General features: G+C 47.1%; 25 protein-coding genes. 14 read left to right on the plus strand and 11 right to left on the minus strand.

Annotation, left to right across the window (positions count from 1 at the left end; genetic code table 11):
* Positions 1-451: 451 nt before the first annotated feature.
* Complete coding sequence (locus RJ47_RS13005) at positions 452-1,000, plus strand: gamma carbonic anhydrase family protein (protein ID WP_039484286.1); 549 nt, start codon at positions 452-454, stop codon at positions 998-1,000.
* Here RJ47_RS13005 and RJ47_RS13010 read toward each other — a convergent pair.
* The 4 genes from RJ47_RS13010 to RJ47_RS13025 form a co-directional block, all read right to left on the minus strand.
* Positions 993-1,259 (minus strand): DUF1488 domain-containing protein, encoded by a 267-nt coding sequence (locus RJ47_RS13010; RefSeq protein ID WP_005472590.1) that lies wholly within the window; start codon positions 1,257-1,259, stop codon positions 993-995. The two genes, RJ47_RS13005 and RJ47_RS13010, sit on opposite strands and share 8 nt — an antisense overlap.
* Entirely contained in the window at positions 1,259-2,092 is an 834-nt protein-coding gene (gene aroE / locus RJ47_RS13015; RefSeq protein WP_039484289.1) for a shikimate dehydrogenase, read from the minus strand. The genes RJ47_RS13010 and aroE overlap by 1 nt, the downstream gene beginning before the upstream one ends.
* Before the next feature lie 76 nt (positions 2,093-2,168).
* A complete protein-coding gene (gene hemF, locus RJ47_RS13020) occupies positions 2,169-3,086 on the minus strand; it encodes an oxygen-dependent coproporphyrinogen oxidase (RefSeq protein WP_039484293.1) in 918 nt (305 codons plus the stop codon).
* 18 nt (positions 3,087-3,104) lie between these two features.
* Complete coding sequence (locus tag RJ47_RS13025; protein WP_038141280.1) at positions 3,105-3,662, minus strand: L-threonylcarbamoyladenylate synthase; 558 nt, start codon at positions 3,660-3,662, stop codon at positions 3,105-3,107.
* A gap of 192 nt (positions 3,663-3,854) precedes the next feature.
* Here RJ47_RS13025 and purE point away from each other — a divergent pair, with 192 nt between their 5' ends.
* Positions 3,855-4,340 carry a 5-(carboxyamino)imidazole ribonucleotide mutase gene (purE, locus tag RJ47_RS13030; protein WP_004410971.1) on the plus strand — a complete coding sequence of 162 codons (486 nt, stop codon included), beginning with the start codon at positions 3,855-3,857 and terminating at the stop codon, positions 4,338-4,340.
* Between the two features lie 4 nt (positions 4,341-4,344).
* Entirely contained in the window at positions 4,345-5,478 is a 1,134-nt protein-coding gene (locus RJ47_RS13035) for a 5-(carboxyamino)imidazole ribonucleotide synthase (protein WP_039484296.1), read from the plus strand.
* A 45-nt stretch (positions 5,479-5,523) separates the two neighbouring features.
* Here RJ47_RS13035 and RJ47_RS13040 read toward each other — a convergent pair whose 3' ends face one another.
* From RJ47_RS13040 to RJ47_RS13055, 4 genes are read right to left on the minus strand one after another with little or no spacing between them, the layout of a single operon-like run.
* A complete protein-coding gene (locus RJ47_RS13040; RefSeq protein ID WP_039484299.1) occupies positions 5,524-6,114 on the minus strand; it encodes a type I DNA topoisomerase in 591 nt (196 codons plus the stop codon).
* A 12-nt stretch (positions 6,115-6,126) separates the two neighbouring features.
* The gene (locus tag RJ47_RS13045; protein WP_038141288.1) at positions 6,127-6,606 is read right to left on the minus strand and encodes a DUF494 family protein; all 480 of its coding nucleotides are present in this window, start codon (positions 6,604-6,606) and stop codon (positions 6,127-6,129) included.
* A complete protein-coding gene (gene dprA, locus RJ47_RS13050; RefSeq protein ID WP_039484303.1) occupies positions 6,603-7,724 on the minus strand; it encodes a DNA-processing protein DprA in 1,122 nt (373 codons plus the stop codon). Before dprA ends, RJ47_RS13045 begins: the two co-directional genes overlap by 4 nt.
* On the minus strand, positions 7,724-8,743 hold the full coding sequence (locus tag RJ47_RS13055; RefSeq protein ID WP_039484305.1) for a LysM peptidoglycan-binding domain-containing protein: 1,020 nt from the start codon (positions 8,741-8,743) through the stop codon (positions 7,724-7,726). Before RJ47_RS13055 ends, dprA begins: the two co-directional genes overlap by 1 nt.
* Positions 8,744-8,907: 164 nt before the next feature.
* Between RJ47_RS13055 and def the strand changes: the two genes are divergently transcribed.
* The 5 genes from def to RJ47_RS13080 all read left to right on the plus strand — a co-directional run bounded on the left by def (position 8,908) and on the right by RJ47_RS13080 (position 14,685).
* Entirely contained in the window at positions 8,908-9,426 is a 519-nt protein-coding gene (gene def / locus RJ47_RS13060) for a peptide deformylase (RefSeq protein WP_005472495.1), read from the plus strand.
* Between the two features lie 25 nt (positions 9,427-9,451).
* The gene (gene fmt / locus RJ47_RS13065; RefSeq protein WP_039478788.1) at positions 9,452-10,399 is read left to right on the plus strand and encodes a methionyl-tRNA formyltransferase; all 948 of its coding nucleotides are present in this window, start codon (positions 9,452-9,454) and stop codon (positions 10,397-10,399) included.
* A 71-nt stretch (positions 10,400-10,470) separates the two neighbouring features.
* A complete protein-coding gene (gene rsmB / locus RJ47_RS13070; protein ID WP_038141300.1) occupies positions 10,471-11,751 on the plus strand; it encodes a 16S rRNA (cytosine(967)-C(5))-methyltransferase RsmB in 1,281 nt (426 codons plus the stop codon).
* A gap of 101 nt (positions 11,752-11,852) precedes the next feature.
* Entirely contained in the window at positions 11,853-13,229 is a 1,377-nt protein-coding gene (gene trkA, locus RJ47_RS13075) for a Trk system potassium transporter TrkA (RefSeq protein WP_005472471.1), read from the plus strand.
* Between the two features lie 10 nt (positions 13,230-13,239).
* Positions 13,240-14,685, plus strand: a complete 1,446-nt coding sequence (locus tag RJ47_RS13080; RefSeq protein ID WP_039484308.1) for a TrkH family potassium uptake protein — start codon at positions 13,240-13,242, stop codon at positions 14,683-14,685.
* 1 nt (position 14,686) lies between these two features.
* Here RJ47_RS13080 and trhA read toward each other — a convergent pair whose 3' ends face one another.
* Positions 14,687-15,340 (minus strand): PAQR family membrane homeostasis protein TrhA, encoded by a 654-nt coding sequence (trhA, locus tag RJ47_RS13085; RefSeq protein ID WP_038141309.1) that lies wholly within the window; start codon positions 15,338-15,340, stop codon positions 14,687-14,689.
* An 87-nt stretch (positions 15,341-15,427) separates the two neighbouring features.
* On the minus strand, positions 15,428-16,225 hold the full coding sequence (locus RJ47_RS13090; RefSeq protein WP_038141313.1) for a sporulation protein: 798 nt from the start codon (positions 16,223-16,225) through the stop codon (positions 15,428-15,430).
* Between the two features lie 305 nt (positions 16,226-16,530).
* Here RJ47_RS13090 and RJ47_RS21435 point away from each other — a divergent pair, with 305 nt between their 5' ends.
* The 5 genes from RJ47_RS21435 (at position 16,531) to RJ47_RS13110 (ending at position 20,401) form a co-directional block, all read left to right on the plus strand.
* On the plus strand, positions 16,531-16,698 hold the full coding sequence (locus tag RJ47_RS21435; protein WP_086028707.1) for a hypothetical protein: 168 nt from the start codon (positions 16,531-16,533) through the stop codon (positions 16,696-16,698).
* 97 nt (positions 16,699-16,795) lie between these two features.
* Positions 16,796-17,062 carry a YihD family protein gene (locus RJ47_RS13095; RefSeq protein ID WP_005472551.1) on the plus strand — a complete coding sequence of 89 codons (267 nt, stop codon included), beginning with the start codon at positions 16,796-16,798 and terminating at the stop codon, positions 17,060-17,062.
* 249 nt (positions 17,063-17,311) lie between these two features.
* Complete coding sequence (gene ccoG / locus RJ47_RS13100; RefSeq protein WP_039484310.1) at positions 17,312-18,730, plus strand: cytochrome c oxidase accessory protein CcoG; 1,419 nt, start codon at positions 17,312-17,314, stop codon at positions 18,728-18,730.
* Between the two features lie 49 nt (positions 18,731-18,779).
* Positions 18,780-19,766 (plus strand): serine/threonine protein kinase, encoded by a 987-nt coding sequence (locus tag RJ47_RS13105; RefSeq protein ID WP_039484313.1) that lies wholly within the window; start codon positions 18,780-18,782, stop codon positions 19,764-19,766.
* Between the two features lie 32 nt (positions 19,767-19,798).
* Positions 19,799-20,401, plus strand: a complete 603-nt coding sequence (locus RJ47_RS13110; protein WP_038141321.1) for a thiol:disulfide interchange protein DsbA/DsbL — start codon at positions 19,799-19,801, stop codon at positions 20,399-20,401.
* Positions 20,402-20,434: 33 nt separating this feature from the next.
* Here RJ47_RS13110 and RJ47_RS13115 read toward each other — a convergent pair whose 3' ends face one another.
* Positions 20,435-21,322: an acyltransferase gene (locus RJ47_RS13115; RefSeq protein WP_039478796.1), complete on the minus strand. Its 888-nt coding sequence runs from the start codon at positions 21,320-21,322 to the stop codon at positions 20,435-20,437.
* Positions 21,323-21,491: 169 nt separating this feature from the next.
* Here RJ47_RS13115 and RJ47_RS13120 point away from each other — a divergent pair, with 169 nt between their 5' ends.
* Positions 21,492-22,472, plus strand: a complete 981-nt coding sequence (locus RJ47_RS13120; RefSeq protein ID WP_039484316.1) for a DUF2860 domain-containing protein — start codon at positions 21,492-21,494, stop codon at positions 22,470-22,472.
* The last annotated feature ends 11 nt before the right edge of the window (positions 22,473-22,483 follow it).

Consider the following 22,483-nt stretch of genomic DNA (forward strand, 5'->3'; position numbering starts at 1 on the left):
GAATTGACTGTGCTGAATCTTTCGATTCAATGGTCACTTCGTTTCATTGAAACCTAATTTGAAGCCGAAGCTTCTAATTGGATTATCATCAACGAGTGCCCACACAGATTGATAGGTTTATATTGTTAAAGAGCTTTCTTCTTTGTGACTCACATCACTTCGGAAGAGGCGGCCATTCTAGCGAGATAAAGTTTAGTGTCAACCACTTTTTTCAAACTTTTTTCAAGCGTTTCCGCTTGGCTAATTGACCTTGCTAACTGGGCTCTCGTTTCTTTCGAAGCGTTCCCGTGTCAGCGAGGGGGCATTATAGAGATCGCCATCACATTGGCAAGCCCTTTTTGCAGTTTTTTTTGATTTTTTTATTGTTTGGGTATTTTCTATTCAAAACGACCTATTTTTAGTACTTTTCTGAGCCTATAAACGCTATATATCAAGATAAAAAGGATAAATCATGAGCTCACTACGCAGTTACAAAGGTATTTCCCCTCAAATTGGTGAGCGCGTCTATATAGATAGTAGCTCTGTTTTGGTTGGTGATATCAAAATAGGCAACGACTCAAGCATCTGGCCATTGGTGGCTGCACGAGGTGATGTAAACCATATTCAAATAGGCGATCGCACTAATGTTCAAGATGGTAGTGTTTTACATGTCACCCATAAGAATAAAGAGAACCCTAACGGATACCCTCTGGTTATTGGAAATGATGTCACGATCGGCCATAAGGTGATGCTGCATGGCTGTACCATTAAAGATCGCGTTTTAGTCGGTATGGGCGCGATTGTATTAGACGCTGCCATTATAGAAGAAGAGGTAATGATTGGTGCGGGCAGTCTGGTCCCCCCAGGAAAGCGACTCGAAAGCGGTTACCTTTATGTAGGAAGTCCGGTCAAGCAAGCTCGCCCCCTCAACGATAAGGAACGAGCTTTCTTACAGAAGTCTGCGGATAACTATGTGCAGAATAAAGAAGATTACCTACATGAGGTTAAAGAGATTAACTAACGACCTCTATATTACCTTCTGAGTTGAATTCTTCCTCTTCAATCAGTTCTTCAGCAAGCTCTTCAAGATCGAATCGATATTGTGAAAAGACTTCCAGAGCTTGCTGTTCGTTCTCGATGTCCTGTCCCGACAGCTGTTTCAGTTCACTGATACTCACTAGGCATTGAATCAGAGCACCTGATTGCTGCGCTGGAAAGAGAACCGCTTGTTTGTCTTCATCCCATGTTTGCATGTCTGGGAATAAGATCGATTGATTCATTACAATCCCTCTAGGTTCTTTCTCAACTCACGTAAAATTTGTTTGGTACCTGGTCTTAAACCACGCCAAAGCATAAAGCTTTCTGCCGCTTGACCGACCAGCATTCCCAATCCATCAAAGACTTGCACCACCCCATGCTCATGTGCCCACTGATTGAAGGTCGTTTTACCAGCGCCATACATCATGTCATACACCACCGCCTGTTCCGTAAAGATAGCTGCGGATATCTCTGGTAGTTCACCGCTCAAGCTAGAAGAGGTGGAGTTGATGATCACGTCAAACGCTTGGTTGACGTCACTCATCTCACAAGCGCTAATCGTTCCATACGGAGCAAACATCTCGGCAAGCAGTTGCGCTTTAGCAAAGGTTCGGTTGGTAACAACAAGCTCAGCGGGCTGCTGATCTAATAGTGGCTTAATGACGCCACGTGCGGCACCACCAGCACCAATAAGTAAAATACGCGCTCCTTTTAAAGGCACTTGATATTGAAGCAAGTCCTGTACTAACCCTTCACCATCGGTGTTATCACCAATAATCTCACCATCATCGAGCTTCTTCAGCGTATTCACCGCTCCAGCCAATTGAGCACGTTCTGTCAGTCGAGTAGCAAAGCGATAAGCATCTTCCTTAAATGGAACCGTGACATTACAGCCTTTGCCACCTTGAGCAAAAAACTCAGACGCCGCTTGTTGAAACGCATCCTTATTTGGGCTTTCTGCGGTATAGGTCAATGACTGATTGGTTTGACGAGCAAATAGGGTATGAATAAAAGGCGATTTACTTTGAGAGATGGGATTACCAAAAACGGCATAGCGATCTATTTGCTGAGTCATTTCCTTTACCTGCAGAACTAAAAAAGGGCCAATGCGAAACATTGACCCTATCACTATCTATATAAGGAAGAAAGCCTTACCACTCTCTCGGCTTGAGGTAGTGGTCGTATAACTCGGCTTCTGGCGAGCCCGGCTCCACTTGGTACGAGTACTCCCAGCGAGCAAGTGGTGGCATCGACATCAAGATAGATTCTGTTCGACCTCCACTCTGCAGGCCAAACAGAGTGCCACGGTCAAACACTAGGTTGAATTCGACGTAACGACCTCTGCGATATAGTTGGAACTGACGTTCACGCTCGCCGTATTCTGTTTCTTTGCGGCGCTCTACAATCGGCAGGTAGGCATCTGTATAACCTTGACCAACCGCTTTGATGTACTCAAAGCACTTATCAAACTCCCAATGATTAAGATCATCAAAGAACAAGCCACCGACGCCTCTGGTTTCATCACGGTGTGGCAGGTAAAAGTATTTATCACACCAAGCTTTATGCTCTGGGTAAACTTCACTGCCAAATGGCGCACACACCTCTTTCGCAGTGTTGTGCCAATATTGCGCGTCTTCTTCAAAAGGATAAAACGGTGTTAGGTCAAAGCCCCCACCAAACCACCAAATTGGCTCTTCGCCCTCTTTTTCGGCGATAAAGAAACGAACGTTAGCGTGAGAAGTTGGGACATAAGGGTTGTTCGGGTGCATAACTAAAGACACCCCCATCGCTTCAAAGCGTCGACCAGCTAGCTCAGGTCGGTGAGCCGTTGCAGAAGCTGGCATTTCTTTGCCTTCAACGTGAGAAAAGTTCACGCCGCCTTGCTCAAACACTGCGCCTTCTTTCATCACGCGAGTTCGACCACCACCACCTAGCTTCTCACCAGGTTCACGATGCCATGCATCTTCAACAAATTCTGCCTGACCGTCTGCTGCTTCTAACTTCTGACAGATCGAGTCTTGCAGTTCCATTAAGAATTGCTTTACCGCTTGTTTATCAATTGCCGACATCTTTCTTCCTTTGCAAGGTTAGCCTTGTCTTAATACTTGTGACGTTTTCGCATCACGAATCTCACTTGGCTTTTCTCTTCCACCCGTTTCACCTTCCAAAACAGCCACCAGCTTATCGCCTAGCTGCTGATAGACTTGTTCTGTGGTCATACAAGGCGGCTCACCAGTTAGATTCGCGCTGGTAGAGGTTAGCGGCTTTCCAAACGCATTACACATCTTTTGTACCAAAGGATGATCCGTTACACGCACTGCAATGGAATCGAATTGGCCAGAAACCCAGTTAGACACTTTATCGCTGCAAGGCATTATCCAAGTGACTGGACCTGGCCAAGTTTGATGGACTTGCTCAAGCTGCTGCGCAGTTAATTGTGACTCATCAATGTAGGGCAGCAGCTGCTCATAGCTTGCAGCAATCAAAATCAACCCTTTTTCGACAGGGCGCTGCTTGAGCTCTAATAATTTTTGAATAGCTTCTGGGTTATCCGGATCACACCCGACACCAAATACGCCCTCTGTAGGGTAGGCAATCACTTCACCATCATTTAAAGCGTTGAGCGCTCGATCAAAATTATCCACGAATACTTCCTGTTCAATCTTTGTTTTTGATAAGTGTACAAACAATCACAACCAGTGACTAAAGCTATTTATTTATAAATTGTATCAATCTGATTTCAATGCCAACGCAAACGTTTGCTTAAGAGTAAAATCCCCGTATAATGCGCACAAATTGAATGCTCACCTATTACGCGCAGCTTTAAGGAGTTCGAGATGAAAGTCGGTATCATCATGGGTTCAAAATCAGATTGGCCAACAATGAAACTAGCGGCAGAAATGCTAGACAGATTCGGAGTTGAGTACGAAACAAAAGTCGTCTCTGCACACCGCACTCCTCAACTTCTCGCTGATTACGCGACTAGCGCGAAAGAACGTGGTCTTAAAGTGATCATTGCCGGCGCTGGCGGCGCTGCTCACTTACCTGGCATGGCTGCGGCGTTTACGTCTTTGCCTGTACTTGGTGTTCCTGTTCAATCACGAGCGTTAAGTGGCTTAGATTCTCTCTATTCTATTGTTCAAATGCCAAAAGGGATTGCGGTAGGCACGCTAGCCATCGGTGAAGCTGGCGCAGCAAACGCAGGTATACTAGCGGCACAAATCCTTGGTACGCATGACGAAGAAGTGATGGCTAAGGTTGAAGCGTTCCGCAGTGAACAGACTGAAACTGTATTAGCTAACCCAAATCCAGCAGAGGACTAATACTATGCATGTGTTAGTGCTAGGTGCCGGTCAACTGGCTCGTATGATGTCATTGGCAGGCGCGCCTCTTAACATCGAGATCTCTGCGTACGATGTGGGGAGCAAAAATATCGTTCATCCGCTAACCCAAATGGTGACTGGCCATGGTTTAGAGAATGCGATTGCGCAAGCTGACGTCATCACTGCTGAGTTTGAACATATCCCTCATGACATTCTTGCGGTGTGCGAGCAAAGTGGCAAGTTCTTACCATCAACACAGGCTATTAAAGCTGGTGGTGACCGCCGCATCGAGAAGCAATTACTCGATGATGCAGGCGTACGTAATGCTAAATACTACGTCATCAACTCCCGTGAGGACTTTGATACTGCTATCCAACACGTAGGTATTCCTATGGTGCTTAAAAGCGCTTTGGGCGGATACGATGGAAAGGGCCAGTGGCGCCTAAGAGATGCAGATCAAGCAGATGCCATCTGGGCTGAAATGGCGGAATGCATTGCCGCGACAGAAACCCAAGCGATTGTCGCTGAAGAGTTTGTCCCGTTTAATCGTGAAGTCTCTCTGGTTGGTGCCCGTGGCAAAGATGGCAACGTGGCGGTTTACCCTCTAGCGGAGAACGTTCATACCAATGGTGTCCTGACACTGTCTACTGCTATTGCAGATACTGAGCTACAAGAACAAGCGAAGAACATGTTCACTGCGGTTGCCAACAGCCTCGACTACGTCGGCGTGTTAGCCCTCGAGTTCTTTGATGTAGATGGCACTTTACTGGTTAATGAAATCGCACCACGCGTTCATAACTCTGGTCACTGGACTCAACAAGGCGCGGAAACGTGTCAGTTTGAGAACCACCTGCGCGCCGTTTGTGGCTTGCCACTGGGGTCAACCAAGCTGATCCGATCCACATCGATGATCAACATTTTGGGTGAAGATACGTTACCAGAAGCTGTGATCGCGATGGATGGTTGCCATGTGCATTGGTACGGAAAAGAGAAACGCGAAGGCCGTAAAATGGGCCACATCAATGTGTGTGGAGATTACAATGGCGAACTGCAACGCAAATTATGTGCGCTCGCCGATGTCCTAGACAAGAAGGCTTTTCCAGCCGTACATGATTTCGCTGAGAACTTCACTGAGTAATCTTAATAAACAGTAAACAAAAACGGCGCTCTAGGCGCCGTTTTGCTATTTGTTTTCTTGGGTGTGATGACATTTACGATTAGCACACTGTAATCGGTCTCCACTGGCCAGCTTTTTCTCAATCAGTAATGGAAATCCACACTTCTCGCACTGCCCAGCTACTGGAGGCAGGTTAACCGCAAACTTGCATTTAGGGTAGTTATCACAGGCATAGAATAACTTACCAAAGCGTGTTTTGCGCTCAACTAGATGGCCTTTGTGACATTCCGGACAAGTTAAATGCGGTGACTTTGGCTCTTCTTCAGGTTGATCCAGAGACTCAATATGATGGCACTGCGGATAGTGGCTACAACCAATAAACATACCGTAACGCCCTTGGCGAAGGACCAACTCGTTGCCACATTCTGGGCAAGGTACACCAAGCTCTTTGATGATATGCCCATCATTTTGGTGTAATGGCTTAATGTAATCGCAGGTTGGATACAAGGTACAGCCAAGAAATGGGCCATGCTTACCATGGCGAAGCTGAAGTTCGCCATCGCGCTGCTCGGATTGGCATTTCGGGCACGCTTGATGCTCTAATGCGTGTTCATGAGCTGAAAACAGCTGCTGATCTATTTTACTGCTTTTGGTCACTTGGAAAGCTCGTTAATGTAGAACACCTTGTTCTTTGGTGTATAACAGCTCTTCCATAAGCGTATAAGCGTTTTCATTGCCTGGTACATTGAACAGCACCATCAATACAATCCACTTGAGATCATCCAGCTCAAACTCATCCGTCTCGAGGCCCATAATGCGGTCAATCACCATTTCACGCGTTTCTGTTGTCAACACGTTCACTTGTTCAAGGAAAGTAATGAAACCGCGGCACTCTAGACTCAAACGCTCACACTCTTTGGCGGTGTAAATACGTGTCGAAGTCGATGTACTGCACACAGAAATTGCTGAGTGGGCCTCGCTTTGCTGCAGAGCGGCTAACTCTTCCAGCCAGACAAGGGCTTTATAGATGTCATTTTGATGAAAGCCTGCACGAAGCAACTCTTCTTCAAGCTCATCTTGATTGACTTGTAACTCTGCATCGCTATGGATGTAAGTCTCGAACAGATACATTAGGATATCCATCATCATAGCTCGCCCCTCCCCTTTCGAATATAGCCACCGGAAACTGCAACAACATGCCCTGAGAGCTCAAGCTCTAAGAGCTGCATCATGACTTCTTGAACAGGTATATTGGTCCTGCTTGCAAGAATATCAACTGGTGTAGCCCTACTTCCTACGTTAGCTAACAGCTGAGGAAATGGCAATTCTTCTTTGCTATCTTCTAGAGGAAAAATTTCCTGCTGAACTGCACCGATACCTTGATCAGACCAGCGAACCAGTGTCTCGATTTCAGCGACAATATCTTCGACATTCTGAACCAAGCAAGCACCTTGCTTTATCAATAGGTTACAGCCACGCCCTTGGGTGTGGTGAATAGAGCTTGGAATCGCAAATACGTCTCTACCTTGCTCCGCGGCATAACGCGCGGTAATCAAAGAACCGCTTTTTTCTGCCGCCTCAATCACCAGCACTCCTGCCGATAAGCCACTAATAATTCTATTTCTGCGAGGAAAATGATCCGCTTTCGGTTTTGCCAGTGGGTGAAATTCGGAAATCAATGCTCCACTTTGGCATATTCTTTCAGCCAACTGACGATGGCGAGCAGGATATACTGAGTCCAACCCACTCCCCAGTACCGCTACTGTTTTCCCTCCTCCCTGCAACGCACCATCATGCGCATAGCCATCAACTCCCAAAGCGAGACCACTGGTAATAACCAGCCCATGTTCAACAAGCGATTGAGCAAAACGGCGGGCACAGTTCAAGCCATCGATACTGGCATTGCGACTGCCAACCATAGCCAATTGAGGGTGAGATAAACAAGAAACATCACCTTCAACAAATAGTATTGCTGGAGCGGTGCCTGTTTGTTTCAATAATGGAGGGTAGGCTGAGTCTCGCAACGTCAATATCGCCCGCTGCGAGCAAGCATCTAGCCAATTGAAGCAATCGACAATGTCTTTCTCAGCGCGATGCTTTAAGTACTCAATTTGCTGCGTACTAAAACCTACCGATTGAAGCTCTGAAGTGCTTAATTGAGCAATACTTTCAGGGCTCTCGATTGCTGTTAGCTTAGCAAATGTTTTGGGGCCAACGCGCGGGGTAAAATAGAGAGCTAGCCAAGCCGCTAAAGCCTCTCGATTCATTATTCCAAAGCGTCTAGCGGTGACCGAAGTAACGTTTGCTGACTGATAGGCTGAGCGCTTTGTGTTACCAATGCCAAACTAAAATGTTCGTACGGACGAATCACCATTAAATGGCCAATGAAAGTATCTGGCAGGTGTTTGCCATCCTCAATCTTCGCCCCCGGAGAATAGAGTTCAAACATGGAGCCTTGGCGCAACTGGTCTATGTCACCTCGGTCGATAACCACAACTTGGTTTTGCCCCACATAATGACTGCCCTCCAGCGAGCCTAACAAGTTCGCCACACTCTGCGCAGGAGAAGGCGCTGGGTAAAAGGTCGTAGATAGCGAATCAGTAACACCTTCAATCACTGGTAGTGCAATGTCATCTGCCAGAATCTCTTGGTTCTGGACACTAATTTCCAAACCACTAAAGCCTTGCCCTTGCGAGGTCAACGTCGCCTTAGCGATCTGTTTAAGCGCCGTCATTTTGTGCGTGTCGCGCTGGTATTCATCAAGCGGTCGGTAGATCACCCAGTCTGAGTGATTGTGCTCCCCCGTGATGTAAATGAGTTTGTGGTTCGTTAAATATTGATCGCCATCGCTCGAGCCAAGCACGCGAGCGCTTGTCGATAACTCTTCCTCTGTCAGTAGGCGATCTGACTCTAAATAAGGCAAAACTAAGGATTCATTGATGGTAGGCAGCGCCTTTTTATCCAAAACACGGACTTTAGGGCTCAGTTTCACCATCGGCTTCAAGCTCAGTACTGGCTGCCCATTGCGCCAAACTAAACTGAGTTTATCGCCTGGGTAAATAAGGTGGGGGTTATCGATCTCTGGGTTGACCTGCCACAATCGTGGCCACAACCAAGGGCTATCTAAATAGAGCGCCGAAATATCCCATAAGGTATCCCCTTTCACCACGGTATAGGTCGTAGGCGCACCCTTTTTTACGGTGAGGACTTCTTCCTGTGCAGAAACGAAATGTGAGGTACAAAAAGACAACAATGCTACAAGCGAAAACCCGAACCGTACTGACATAACCGTTCATCCCTGAGAGTAAAATTTGGTGGTGATTAGAATCGCGAGAACTGCCTATAAACGCGTCAAAAACGCAATGATGCTGTCATTTGGTCTACAAAATGTCTAGAATTGAGCCAACAAGGATTATCCTGATTCGGCACAGTTCAACATTTCGAGTGTATATGTCTGTATTACAAGTATTAACATTCCCAGATGATCGCCTTCGCACCGTCGCAAAGCCGGTTGAAGCCGTGACTCCTGAGATTCAAAAATTCGTTGATGACATGATTGAAACCATGTACGACGAAGAAGGTATTGGCTTGGCAGCAACCCAAGTTGATTTCCACCAACGCATTGTTGTTATCGATATTTCTGAGACTCGTGACGAGCCAATGGTTCTGATCAACCCAGAAATCATCGAGAAACGCGGTGAAGATGGCATCGAAGAAGGCTGTCTATCTGTACCTGGAGCAAGAGCACTCGTACCACGTGCGGCAGAAGTAACAGTAAAAGCGCTTAACCGTGATGGCGAAGAGTACACTTTTGAAGCTGATGACCTATTAGCAATCTGTGTACAGCACGAACTTGATCACCTAGAAGGCAAACTGTTTGTAGACTACCTTTCGCCTTTAAAACGCAAGCGTATTCAAGACAAGCTAGCTAAGATCAAGCGCTTCAACGAGAAGAACGCTAAAGCTTAACCGCCATAAATAGAAGGAAGGTACCTTGAGCAAACCTTTGAAGATTGTTTTTGCTGGTACTCCGGATTTCGCCGCCCGTCACTTGGCGGCGTTGTTGTCTTCGGAGCATGAAGTTATTGCTGTTTACACACAGCCAGATCGCCCAGCAGGTCGCGGTAAAAAGCTTACTGCCAGCCCAGTGAAGAACATTGCCCTAGAGCACAACATTCCGGTTTATCAACCTGAAAACTTTAAGTCTGATGAAGCCAAACAAGAGCTTGCAGATCTCAACGCTGACATCATGGTTGTTGTGGCTTATGGCCTACTGCTTCCTCAAGCAGTACTGGATACACCAAAGCTAGGTTGTATTAACGTTCATGGTTCAATCTTGCCTCGCTGGCGTGGCGCTGCTCCGATTCAACGTTCTATTTGGGCGGGTGATAACGAGACTGGCGTAACCATCATGCAAATGGACATCGGCCTTGATACTGGTGACATGCTAAAAATCGCGACCTTGCCAATTGAAGCAACTGACACCAGTGCCACTATGTATGAAAAGCTCGCGGAGCTTGGTCCTGATGCGCTAGTTGAATGCTTGGCCGATATTGCCCAAGGCAAAGCAGTGCCTGAAAAGCAAGATGATGAGCTAGCAAACTACGCGAAGAAACTGAGTAAAGAAGAAGCGCGTATTAACTGGGCTGACGATGCTGCGCATATTGAACGCTGCGTACGCGCTTTCAATCCATGGCCAATGAGCTACTTTGAAGCGGCTGAAAACAGCATCAAAGTCTGGCAAAGCCGAGTTGATGAGCAAACGTCAGATAAACCAACAGGCACCATCCTGCAAGCGGATAAAACAGGTATCTACGTTGCCACTGGCAATGGCGTACTAGTACTAGAACAACTGCAAGTACCAGGTAAAAAAGCCATGTCAGTTCAAGACATTTTGAACTCACGTGCTAGCTGGTTTGAAGTCGGCACTCAGCTGGTTTAAACACATTCTCCCTGACGGGAAACGTACATTTTGAGGGTGGAGACACCCTCCCTTAATTTAAGGTATTCATCATGAATGTTCGCGCTGCTGCAGCCAACGTCCTATTCCAAGTGGTCGATAAAGGCCAATCTCTTTCACACGCACTACCTGCGGCGCAAAAAACCATCAGACCAAGAGACCACGCTCTCTTACAAGAGATCTGTTATGGCGCACTGCGTTACTTGCCACGTTTGGAATCCATCGCCAATGAGCTCATGGATAATCCACTGAAAGGGAAAAAACGCGTATTCCACCATCTAATTCTGGTTGGTATTTACCAACTTAGCTTTATGCGTATTCCCGCTCATGCGGCAGTAGCAGAAACGGTGGAAGGCACCAAGACGTTGAAAGGCCCAAGCCTGCGCGGCCTAATCAATGCCGTATTACGTAGCTACTTACGTGATCAAGAAGCATTAGATGAAAAAGCCGTTAGTCACAATGCCGGCAAATATGGTCACCCGAACTGGCTATTGAATATGCTGCGTGAAAGCTACCCAGAGCAATGGGAGCAATTGGTCGAAGCAAACAACAGCAAGGCCCCAATGTGGCTACGCGTGAATCGTCAGCACCACACGCGCGATGAATATCTTGAACTGCTGAAAGATGCAAACATTGAATTCAGCATTCACCCAGAAGCAGAAGATGCCATAAAATTGGCCTCGCCTTGTGACGTAACCCTTCTTCCAGGCTTTGACCGCGGTTGGGTATCAGTCCAAGACGCTGCCGCTCAGCTGTCTGTGAACTATCTACAGCCACAAAATGGCGAGCTGATCCTTGATTGCTGTGCGGCGCCAGGTGGCAAAACCGCCCACATCCTTGAGCACACAGAAGATACCGAAGTGGTTGCGATTGATTGTGATGCTAAGCGTCTTGATCGCGTCTATGACAACTTAGAACGTCTACAACTGCGCGCGGATGTGATTTGTGGCGATGCTCGCTACCCTCAAGAGTGGTGGAGCGGCGAAAAATTTGACCGCATTCTCCTTGATGCTCCTTGTTCGGCGACTGGTGTTATCCGTCGTCACCCTGATATTAAGTGGCTACGCCGAGCAAACGACATTGATGCGCTTGCTGAGCTGCAAAGTGAAATCATGGATGCAATGTGGGGGCAACTGAAAGCCGGTGGCACTATGGTTTACGCAACCTGCTCAATTACGCCAAAAGAGAATGTCCTTCAAGTGAAAGCATTCTTAGAACGCACAAGTGATGCGACACTAGTCGGCTCTGACATCAACAATCCAGGACGCCAAATCTTACCTGGCGAAGAGGATATGGATGGTTTCTACTACGCAGTGCTAGTGAAACAAGCATAATTAATTTGAGCGGCTAATGACTTTGTCTTAGCCGCTATTTCATTGCAACGAGTAAATACTTAAGCTGTATTCAACCAGCTAAGCGAATAAAGAGAAAAGCTATGAAAATCATCATTCTTGGCGCAGGTCAGGTCGGCGGTACTTTGGCTGAAAACCTGGTAGGTGAAAACAACGACATTACCATCGTTGACCGAGATAATGACCGGCTGCGTGAACTGCAAGACAAGTATGACTTACGTGTCGTCCACGGTCATGCAAGCCACCCAGACTCTCTGCGTGAAGCAGGGGCCCAAGATGCCGATATGCTGGTTGCGGTCACCAATACCGATGAAACCAACATGGCCGCGTGTCAGGTCGCGTTTTCTCTCTTTAACACGCCAAACCGAATTGCTCGCATTCGATCTCCACAATACCTTGCTGAAAAAGAAGCACTCTTCCAATCAGGCGCCGTTCCAGTCGATCACCTGATTGCGCCAGAAGAGTTGGTGACAAGCTACATTGAGCGTTTGATCCAATATCCAGGTGCACTGCAAGTGGTGAGCTTTGCTGAGCAAAAAGTCAGCTTAGTTGCCGTAAAAGCTTACTATGGGGGTCCACTGGTTGGTAATGCTCTTTCCACTCTACGCGAGCACATGCCACACATCGATACTCGTGTTGCGGCTATCTTCCGTCAAGGCCGTCCAATACGCCCACAAGGCACCACCATTATCGAAGCCGATGACGAAGTCTTCTTCGTGGCGGCAAGCAACCACATTCGCTCAGTGATGAGTGAATTGCAACGCCTAGAAAAACCGTACCGCCGCATCATGATTGTCGGCGGGGGTAACATCGGCGCAAGCTTGGCGAGGCGCCTTGAACAGACTTACAGCGTAAAACTGATTGAGCGCAGCTATCAACGTGCTGAAAAACTCTCTGAAGAGTTAGAGAATACCATCGTTTTCTGTGGTGACGCCGCAGACCAAGAACTGCTGAGCGAAGAGAACGTCGACCAAGTGGACGTGTTCATCGCCCTCACCAACGAAGATGAAACCAACATCATGTCTGCCATGCTTGCCAAACGCATGGGGGCAAAAAAAGTGATGGTACTGATCCAACGCGGCGCCTATGTTGATCTCGTCCAAGGTGGCGCGATTGATGTAGCCATCTCCCCACAACAAGCCACCATCTCTGCGCTTCTCACTCACGTGCGCCGTGCTGACATTGTCAATGTATCCTCGTTGCGCCGTGGCGCGGCCGAAGCCATCGAAGCCGTTGCCCATGGCGATGAAACCACTTCGAAAGTGGTGGGACGTGCGATTGGTGACATCAAACTACCGCCGGGCACCACCATTGGTGCGATTGTCCGCGGTGAAGAAGTTCTGATCGCCCATGACCGAACCGTAATTGAACAAGATGACCACGTGGTGATGTTCTTAGTTGATAAGAAATATGTACCAGACGTGGAAGCGCTATTCCAACCGAGCCCATTCTTCCTTTAGGATTGGCACCATGGTCAATTTCCGCCCTGTATTGTTCGTGATAGGGCTAGTGCTTTCGAAACTAGCTCTGTTCATGTACGTGCCAACACTGGTGGCATTTTTTAGTGGTACTCCGGGATTCTTGGAGTTTGGTCAATCGGTACTGATCACCCATCTGGCCGCCTTTACCTGCCTCAGTTTAGGCAGAACCAAAAACTTTAAGCTCAGCGTGCGCGACATGTTCCTAATTACCAGCTTGGTTTGGACCATCGCTAGCGCTTTCGCCGCGTTGCCATTTGTATTTATCAACCACATTAGCTTTACCGACGCGTACTTTGAAACCATGTCTGGCATCACCACCACAGGTTCAACAGTGCTGAGTGGCCTAGATAACATGGCACCCAGTATTTTGCTGTGGCGCTCAATCTTGCAGTGGTTAGGTGGGATTGGCTTCATCGTGATGGCGGTAGCGGTATTACCGATGCTCAACGTCGGCGGGATGAAACTGTTCCACACTGAGTCTTCGGATTGGTCTGATAAAAGCAGTCCTCGAGCGAAAACCGTCGCCAAGAACATTATGTCCGTCTATGTGGTACTGACAGGGCTTTGCCTGATTGGCTTTATGCTGACAGGGATGAATTTGTTTGAAGCCATCAACCATTCATTTACCACGTTATCAACGGGTGGCTACTCAACCTCCGATGGTTCAATGAACCACTTTTCGAATGGCGCTCATTGGGTCGCAACCTTGTTTATGTTCTTGGGTGGCTTGCCGTTCTTGTTGTTCGTATCTGCGATCCGTAAACGACGCTTCGACGAACTGTTAGAAGATGCACAAGTGCGTGGTTTTACCTATCTGTTCCTTGGCAGCAGCTTAGTGATTGCCGCATGGTTGGTGATTCGAGATGGCTACACCGTCCTTGATGCGCTGCGTGTTTCTATGTTCAACATTGTATCAGTCGTCACAACAACAGGATTCGGCTTAGAAGACTTTACCGCTTGGGGTGCTCTGCCAACCACACTCTTTGCCTTTTTGATGATGGCGGGCGCTTGTTCGGGTTCAACCTCGGGCGGAATAAAAATCTTCCGTTTTCAGATTGCTCTGACTCTGTTAAACAAACAGATGATGAAGTTGATTCATCCTTCAGGTGTCTTCGTCCAGCGCTACAACCGCCGCCCAGTGAATGATGATATTGTCCGCTCAATCGTCGCGTTTGGGTTGATGTTTTTCATCACCATCATTGTCGTTGCTGGCTGCTTGAGTGCAATGGGCCTTGACCCAATCACCAGCATTTCTGGCGCGATTACCGCCGTGGCCAATGTCGGTCCTGGGATGGGCAGCATTATAGGCCCAACGGGCAACTTTGCTCCTCTACCAGACGCGGCTAAATGGATACTGAGCTTAGGAATGCTGATGGGGAGGCTTGAAATTCTTACCTTACTGGTGCTGTTCTTCCCGGCATTTTGGCGCCGCTAATCTAAATAGGTTTTACGTAAAAATAGATCGCAAAGAAGTGGCAAGCGCAACCCGCGAGTACAAACCCGTGCCAAATCGCGTGGTTGTACGGGATGCGTTTCGCCACATAGAAAATAACCCCCAGCGAATAAATTAAACCGCCGACAGCCAAAAGGGTCAGCCCACCTACTTCCAAGTTCAGCGCCAATTGATAAATCACGATCAATGATAACCACCCCATCAGCAGGTAGGTCACCAAAGATAGTTTCTTAAAGCGATAAACAAAGGCAAGCTTCATAATGATGCCGATCAGCGCTATCGACCAAATCACAATCATCAAACCGATCGCAAGTGGCGTTCTTAAGCTGACCAGTAAAAAAGGCGTGTAACTGCCAGCAATTAATAAGTAAATCGCGCAATGATCAAAGGTTTTTAACGCTCGTTTGGCGCGCTGATAAGGAATGGCATGGTACAGCGTCGAAGCGAGGAACAGCACGATCATACTACTGCCGTAAATGCTCATGCTGGTAATGGTCAGTGCGTCGGCATTGTGATCAATCGCTTTGACCAACAATAGAATCAGACCAACAATGCCCAGCACCATGCCTAGTGCATGCGTAATCGTATTGGCGATCTCTTCTTTGACGCTATATTGAGATGACTCGCTGACGGACATAGCAGTGCCTACTCCAGAATTTGAATAATTGCTCCAGAGTATGGCACATTCAGCTTACACTTGTAAGCCTAAAATAAGAAAGCTAGGTTAAGAGTGGTTATCTAAGTACTCAAGGACCAGTTCACCGGCTTTTTCAGCGGAGGTGTGCAATGGGATTTTCAGCTCTCGCTTTAACTGGCCAACCCCCAACAGACTCGCGAGCATTCCTTTCGCCCCCTCGCGATGGCGATCGATTTCAAACCACATCTGAAGCGATTCTTCACTGCGATACGCGACCACTTCTAATTCACGCCAGCGACCATGAAATGGTCCCGTAGTTGGAACAAATTCAAACTCCTGAACAAAGGGCATCGCAAACCCATCGACTTGCTCACATTCAACTTGGCGGATACGTAGACCTTGCTCTTCCAACGCGGTAAAGATGCCATCTAAAAGCGGGTCAGGACGTACTGTTAAGATGTCTTTATCGCTAGGGTCTTTGGCCATCGCAATGTCGAGACCAGTCTCTAACCATACTTTGGAGTCGCCAATCGTTACTGGTGTATTCCATGGCACCTCTAATTCGACATCAAACGTCCGTTCCTCGCCAGGTTGCAGAGTAAAAGCGTACGGCAGTTTCCAGTCAGCGAGTTGATAACTGGCTGGGACACGGCGCATTCGTCCTGCCGTGTGCTTGTTCTTATCATGATCCGCAGGCACTTCTTTGATATAGCGACAAAACAGTTTGAGCTCTATGTTGTCGATTTCTTGCGCCGTCGCGCCACCATAAACATGGATCACCACATTCGCCTTTTGGCCAGGATAAAGGACCTCTTGCTGCAACACAGAATCAACTTTCGCTGAACCGATTCCAAAACTCGCCAGTGTCTTTTTAAAAAACGACATGCGCTCCTCCTTGGCAATCTTCGCTTTAACTATGCTTAAAGTAACATACTAATCTGCCACGATGTATCAGGGATGCAACACCTCTCACAGAAACTTTCTCCTACGACTAAGGCCGTAGTGAATAGCTGTCGATCAATAAAAGTCTTGGTGCTAATCTAACCAATGATATGCACGCATATCAGCATTCCTGTCCCGCAGTTTGGATTGGCGAAAGCCAGAGAGCCACCCTTCAGTAATGAAGCTCAACTCAAAGCGGGCCAGGCCATTACATTGGCAATGGAATTGCCTGACAGTTAGGTCAAGAAATGCGCCCAACAACCGTCAGGTTCTCGCACACTAACCGTAGTGCGATGCGTCGTCGCAGTGGCTTTGTGGCTGCTCCAACGGCAAAGAAATCAGCTCCTGGTATGACTTTAGTGGAAAAGAGTGTCTTCATGAGCTCAACACCCACCAAAATCGTTAAAGCAGCTTAATAAAAAGCGCGGCTTCGGCTGCGCTTTTTTCTTAACTCAAATACGCCAATCTGATACCTTAATCAGCAAATCATTATAATTATTGTGGAGAAAGAAGATGAAATGTCATCGCATTGAGGAGCTGCTTGAGCTACTAGAGCCAGAATGGCAAAAAGACCAAGAGCTCAACTTATTGCAAATGATCGTAAAACTGGCTCAAGAAGCGGGCTACGAAGGTAAGCTGGAAGAGTTGACCGATGATGTCCTCATCTACCATCTCAAAATGCGCAACAGCGCCAAAGATGAAATGATTCCAGGTCTAAAAAAAGACCAAGAAGATGACTTTAAAACCGCGATTCTTCGCGCTCGCGGCATCATCAAATAAAACAAACAGATTCGGTTAAGGCGGCCACTTGGTCGCCTTTTTTATACCCAAACCATCACAACACCACTAACTGTTAGGACATTTATTTATAAAACTGTACTGACCTTTGTTGTTAAAGGTTGATAACCTTAAAGAAATAAAAATGTTATTGCGTATATAATCGCCGCCCATAAGTATTTACTAAAATAGCAATGTCTACAGAGTGTGAGCTCAATAAATCACACCGTTCAAGCCTAAGAAGGAAGCTTCATGAGTCAGGATAAGATCGATGTAAAAGATGTGACTCCTAAAACCTTTAACCCTAAGACCCATAAAACTAAGGGCGATAGGTTTAACCCAAGTAATCGTATTTACGTGCGAGAAAGTAAAGGCACATTCCAAAAGCTACGCCGCTATGGGGGATGGTTTTTACTGGTGCTTTTCGCCTCCATTCCATGGTTTTCGTACGGCGATCGCCAGGCAATCTTGCTCGACATTGGTAACCAACAGTTCAACTTTATTGGCACAACCCTTTACCCTCAAGATCTCACCCTACTCGCGCTGCTATTTATGATTGCCGCGTTCGGCTTATTCTTTATTACCACCTTTTTGGGCCGTGTGTGGTGTGGTTATCTTTGCCCGCAAACCGTTTGGACTTTTATGTACATCTGGTTTGAAGAAAAACTCGAAGGCAGCGCGAATAAACGACGCAAACAAGATTCCAATAAGCTCACCTCGAATCTACTGATGCGTAAAGTGGCCAAACATGCTGCTTGGATTGCCATTGCTATCGCCACAGGCCTGACATTCGTCGGCTATTTTGTTCCCGTGAAAGAGCTGGTAGTGGGCTTTTTTACCTTTGATGCCGATTTCTGGCCCGTGTTTTGGGTACTGTTCTTCGCGGGTTGTACCTATGCCAACGCAGGTTGGATGCGCTCTATCGTGTGTGTCCATATGTGTCCTTACGCGCGATTCCAATCGGCCATGTTTGATAAAGATACCTTTATCGTTGGCTACGACAGCCAGCGAGGAGAGAACCGAGGGCCTCGTTCTCGCAAAGCGGATCCGAAAGCGCTGGGTTTGGGTGATTGTATCGACTGTGACTTGTGTGTTCAGGTATGTCCAACCGGTATCGACATCCGTGACGGCCTGCAATATGAGTGTATCAACTGTGGTGCCTGTATCGATGCGTGTGACAAAACTATGGAGCGTATGGGCTATGACAAAGGCCTCATTAGCTACACGACTGAACATAGATTGTCGGGCAAACACACCAAAGTACTGCGCCCTAAACTGCTAGGCTATGGCGCCGTCCTGCTTGTTATGATTGGGTTGTTCTTCGCTCAAATTGCGGCCGTCGAACCTGCGGGCTTAAGTGTGCTTCGCGATCGAAACCAGCTCTTCCGCGTCAACAGTGCCGGTGAAGTCGAAAACACCTACACGCTAAAAGTAATCAATAAAACTCAACAGCAGCAGGTTTACAATCTAGATGTAGAAGGGCTGGGCAATGTCTCTTGGTATGGCAAACAAACCGTTCAAGTTGCACCAGGTGAAGTACTGAGCTTACCAATGAGCCTAGGCGTCAACCCAGAGAATCTAGACTCTTCGGTTTCCAAGATTCAGTTTATACTGTCTGACAGCGAAGACTTTACGATAGCCGTCGAGAGCCGATTCATTAAGAAGCTCTAGACCTTCATTACTCTATGGAAAAAGGCTCAGCAATGAGCCTTTTTTATTTATGACTCAACACGCTTTTAACTTTGATGCTCTGACGCCAGACTTTATGTGGTACGCACTGGAAAGCATTGGCATTCGCGCTGAATCCGGTTTCTTGGCCCTCAACAGCTACGAAAACCGCGTCTACCAATTTACTGATGAAGAGCGCCAACGCTACGTGGTTAAGTTTTACCGCCCAGAACGCTGGAGCCAAGCTCAGATTCAAGAAGAGCACGACTTTACCCTCGAGTTGATCGAATCCGAGATTCCAGTCGCACCTCCTGTCATCATCAACGGTCAGTCACTCCATCAATACCAAGGCTATCTGTTTGCTTTGTTTGAGAGCGTCGGCGGACGTCAGTTTGAAGTGGATAATTTGGAACAACTCGAAGGGGTTGGTCGCTTCCTAGGACGTATTCACAAGGTTGGCGCAAAACAGACATTTGAGCACCGCCCCTCCATCAGCTTGGACGAATACCTTTATCAGCCTCGCACCTTGCTGCAAAACTCTCAGTTTATTCCAATGCACCTAGAGAATGCGTTTTTTAACGATCTAGACCTACTGATCAAAACGCTTGAACAGCATTGGACAACGCCAAGTTCCCAGATTCGTCTCCACGGCGATTGCCACCCTGGTAACATCTTATGGCGTGATGGGCCTATGTTTGTCGACTTGGATGACGCTCGCAATGGACCCGCGATTCAAGATCTATGGATGTTGCTCAACGGAGAGCGTGCCGATAAGCTGATGCAACTGGACATTCTCTTGGAAGCCTACCAAGAATTTAGTGACTTTGATTCGAATCAATTGAAACTAATCGAACCATTACGCGGTCTACGTATGGTGCACTATATGGCATGGTTAGCAAAAAGATGGCAGGATCCTGCTTTCCCGCTCGCCTTCCCATGGTTTGATGATCCAAAATATTGGGAAAGCCAAGTGTTGGCATTCAAAGAACAAATCTCAGCACTGAATGAGCCACCATTATCACTGATGCCGCAGTGGTAAAAAGCCAAACAACGACAAACATGGAGTCAATAATGAAAAAGCTGTTTGCACTATTTGCAACCTTGATGCTGAGCCTTACTGCTCACGCAGCGCAATTTAAAGAAGGCGAGCATTTTAAGGTTCTTGAGCTAGAAGCATCTAAAAAGCCAACTGTGACCGAATTTTTCTCTTTCTACTGCCCTCACTGTAATACCTTTGAACCTATCATTCAGCAGTTGAAAGCGCAGTTGCCTGACAACGCAAAGTTCCAAAAGAACCACGTTTCGTTTATGGGTGGAAACATGGGCGAGTCCATGAGCAAGGCATACGCAACTATGCTGGTGCTGAAAGTAGAAGACAAAATGACACCTGTGCTGTTTAACCGCATTCATAACATGCGCAAAGCCCCTAAAAATGACGAAGAGTTACGCCAGATTTTCCTAGATGAAGGTGTGGATGCGAAAAAATTTGACGCGGCATTTAACGGTTTTGCGGTGGACTCAATGGTTCGTCGCTTCGACAAACAGTTTAAAGATAGCGGTTTATCAGGTGTACCCGCTGTCGTGGTGAATAACAAGTACTTGGTTCAAGCACAAAGCATCAAAACGATCGATGAATACTTTGAACTGGTTAACTACTTGCTGACACAAAAATAAACACACTAAAAAGGGAGCGTTTCGCTCCCTTTTCTATGATTGCTTGTGATAAATCTCTTTCAGTAACTCATCTTTCTCTTGCCATACATTACCCAGCCACTGCTGGAACTGACGCTTAAACGGCTTATCTTTAAAGTAATCACCTCGAACTTGCTGATCGACAGGCAAGACATTTATCCGAACCACCACTTTCGTCATTCGCCCCATCAACATGTCTCGAAAAGGTTTATGGGTGTTTTCTGGGTAGGCGAGAGTCACATCAATAATATTCTCAAACTGATCCCCCATTGCCGCTAGCGTATAGGCGATGCCACCCGTTTTGGGTTGAAGTAGGTAATCGTAACCGGCTTTACTCTTGCGCTGCTTTTCCGGTGTAAAGCGCGTGCCTTCCACATAGTTCACCACCGTTGTGGGAGAGTATTTGAACTTTTCACATGAACGGCGCGTCGTTTCTAAGTCTTTACCCCGCATTTCCGGATGACGAATCAAGTATTCTCGCGAGTAACGACGCATAAACGGCATATCGAGCGCCCAGCAAGCCATCCCAATAAAAGGCACATACAGGAGCTGCTGTTTAAGGAAAAACTTCGGCATTGGAATACGATCTTTAAACACGCAGCAAAGCACCACAATATCGGTCCAACTTAAATGGTTGCTAATCAGCAAGTACCAACCGTGCTTTTTCAGCTCCTCTCCACCTTCTATATCCCATTCAACTCGATTGAACATGGCCAAGATGACTGCATTAATGGATGCCCAAAGCCACATTGTCTTGTTCGCCATTTCAGTCGCTTTGGCTTTTAACAGGGCGGTGGGTAATACAATCTTAAACACAGCGATGATACAAATGATTAAAGAGCAGACAGCGGAGTTTAAAGCAACCAACACAACGTTTAGGATAAGAGTCAGATAGGCCAACATAGCGATTAATTGTGAGCTCCGTATGAAAGTTTAATGAGGTTCATATATGAACAATAAAACAGCGTGTAATTATACTGGTCCTCAAGCACATTGGAATCGCTGCGACTATGGTCAGATTAGTTAGGTTACTCAGGCCATACAACCAACGTTAGATCTAGGAAGAAAATCTATGAAAACAACATTATCAGTGCTTACTCTCTCGCTCTTTGCCAGCCCAGCTTTCGCCCAACTCTCGGATAGCGCGGGCTTTAGTGGAGAGCTGAGCTTTAATGTCGGATACACCTCTTCCACATCCAACTTTAATACGTCTGGTGATAAAACCATCGATAGCCTTGGTCATCAGCCATCAAGTGACAATGGCTTTATTGCCGCCCCCCTTGGCAATTTAGCCTATACCTTTGGCGTGCCACTTAATCAGCAATTTTACGTGGGTACGTCCCGTGAAGATTTGGCCGTAGGTACGCTAGCACTCGAAGTGGGCTACAAGCATAAGCTCGGTTCAGGTACCGTTGTCGACATCTCATACCTACCGACAATTATGTCTGGCAAGACATGGGAAGACCCTTATCTCGTCGGAGAAAAGCGCAGTACAACAGAAGAAACTGGTCATGCCTACCGACTCAAACTCAGCAATCTGTTTGGCAGCGGCTTGAGTATCGATACTGCTTATGCCAATAAAGACGTGGAAGACGAAGCGTCGGGCACGTCTCAACTTAATAGCGCTGAAGCAAATCGCCTCAGACGTGATGCCCAATCCTACTACATCAAAGGCAGTTACCGATTCCCTCTAAGCCGAACCGCTTTTATCCAACCCTCGATGACGTTTATCAAAACCGACGCCAAGGGAGAGGCGAATTCTCTTAACTCTGTCGGCGGCGAAATTTCCTACTTCAAGATCATGAATCGTCATCAGCTCGCTCTCACGGCAGGCTACACCACTCGTTCTTATGACGAAGAAAATCCGCTGTATAACAAAACACGCGAGGATGGCGAGTGGAGCTTATTCGCCGCCTATGAGTACAAGCAGTTTATGGGATGGCAAAACTGGTCCTTGATTGGTCTTGCGGGTTACGGCTCTAACCAAGCCAATATAAACTTCTACGATACCCAAGAGTCATTGGTTTCCGCTGGTATAAACTACCGCTTTTAACGCAAAGCTCT

The organism is Vibrio sinaloensis, assembly GCF_000808535.1.
In the GTDB taxonomy this organism is placed as follows: Bacteria; Pseudomonadota; Gammaproteobacteria; order Enterobacterales; family Vibrionaceae; genus Vibrio; species Vibrio sinaloensis_D.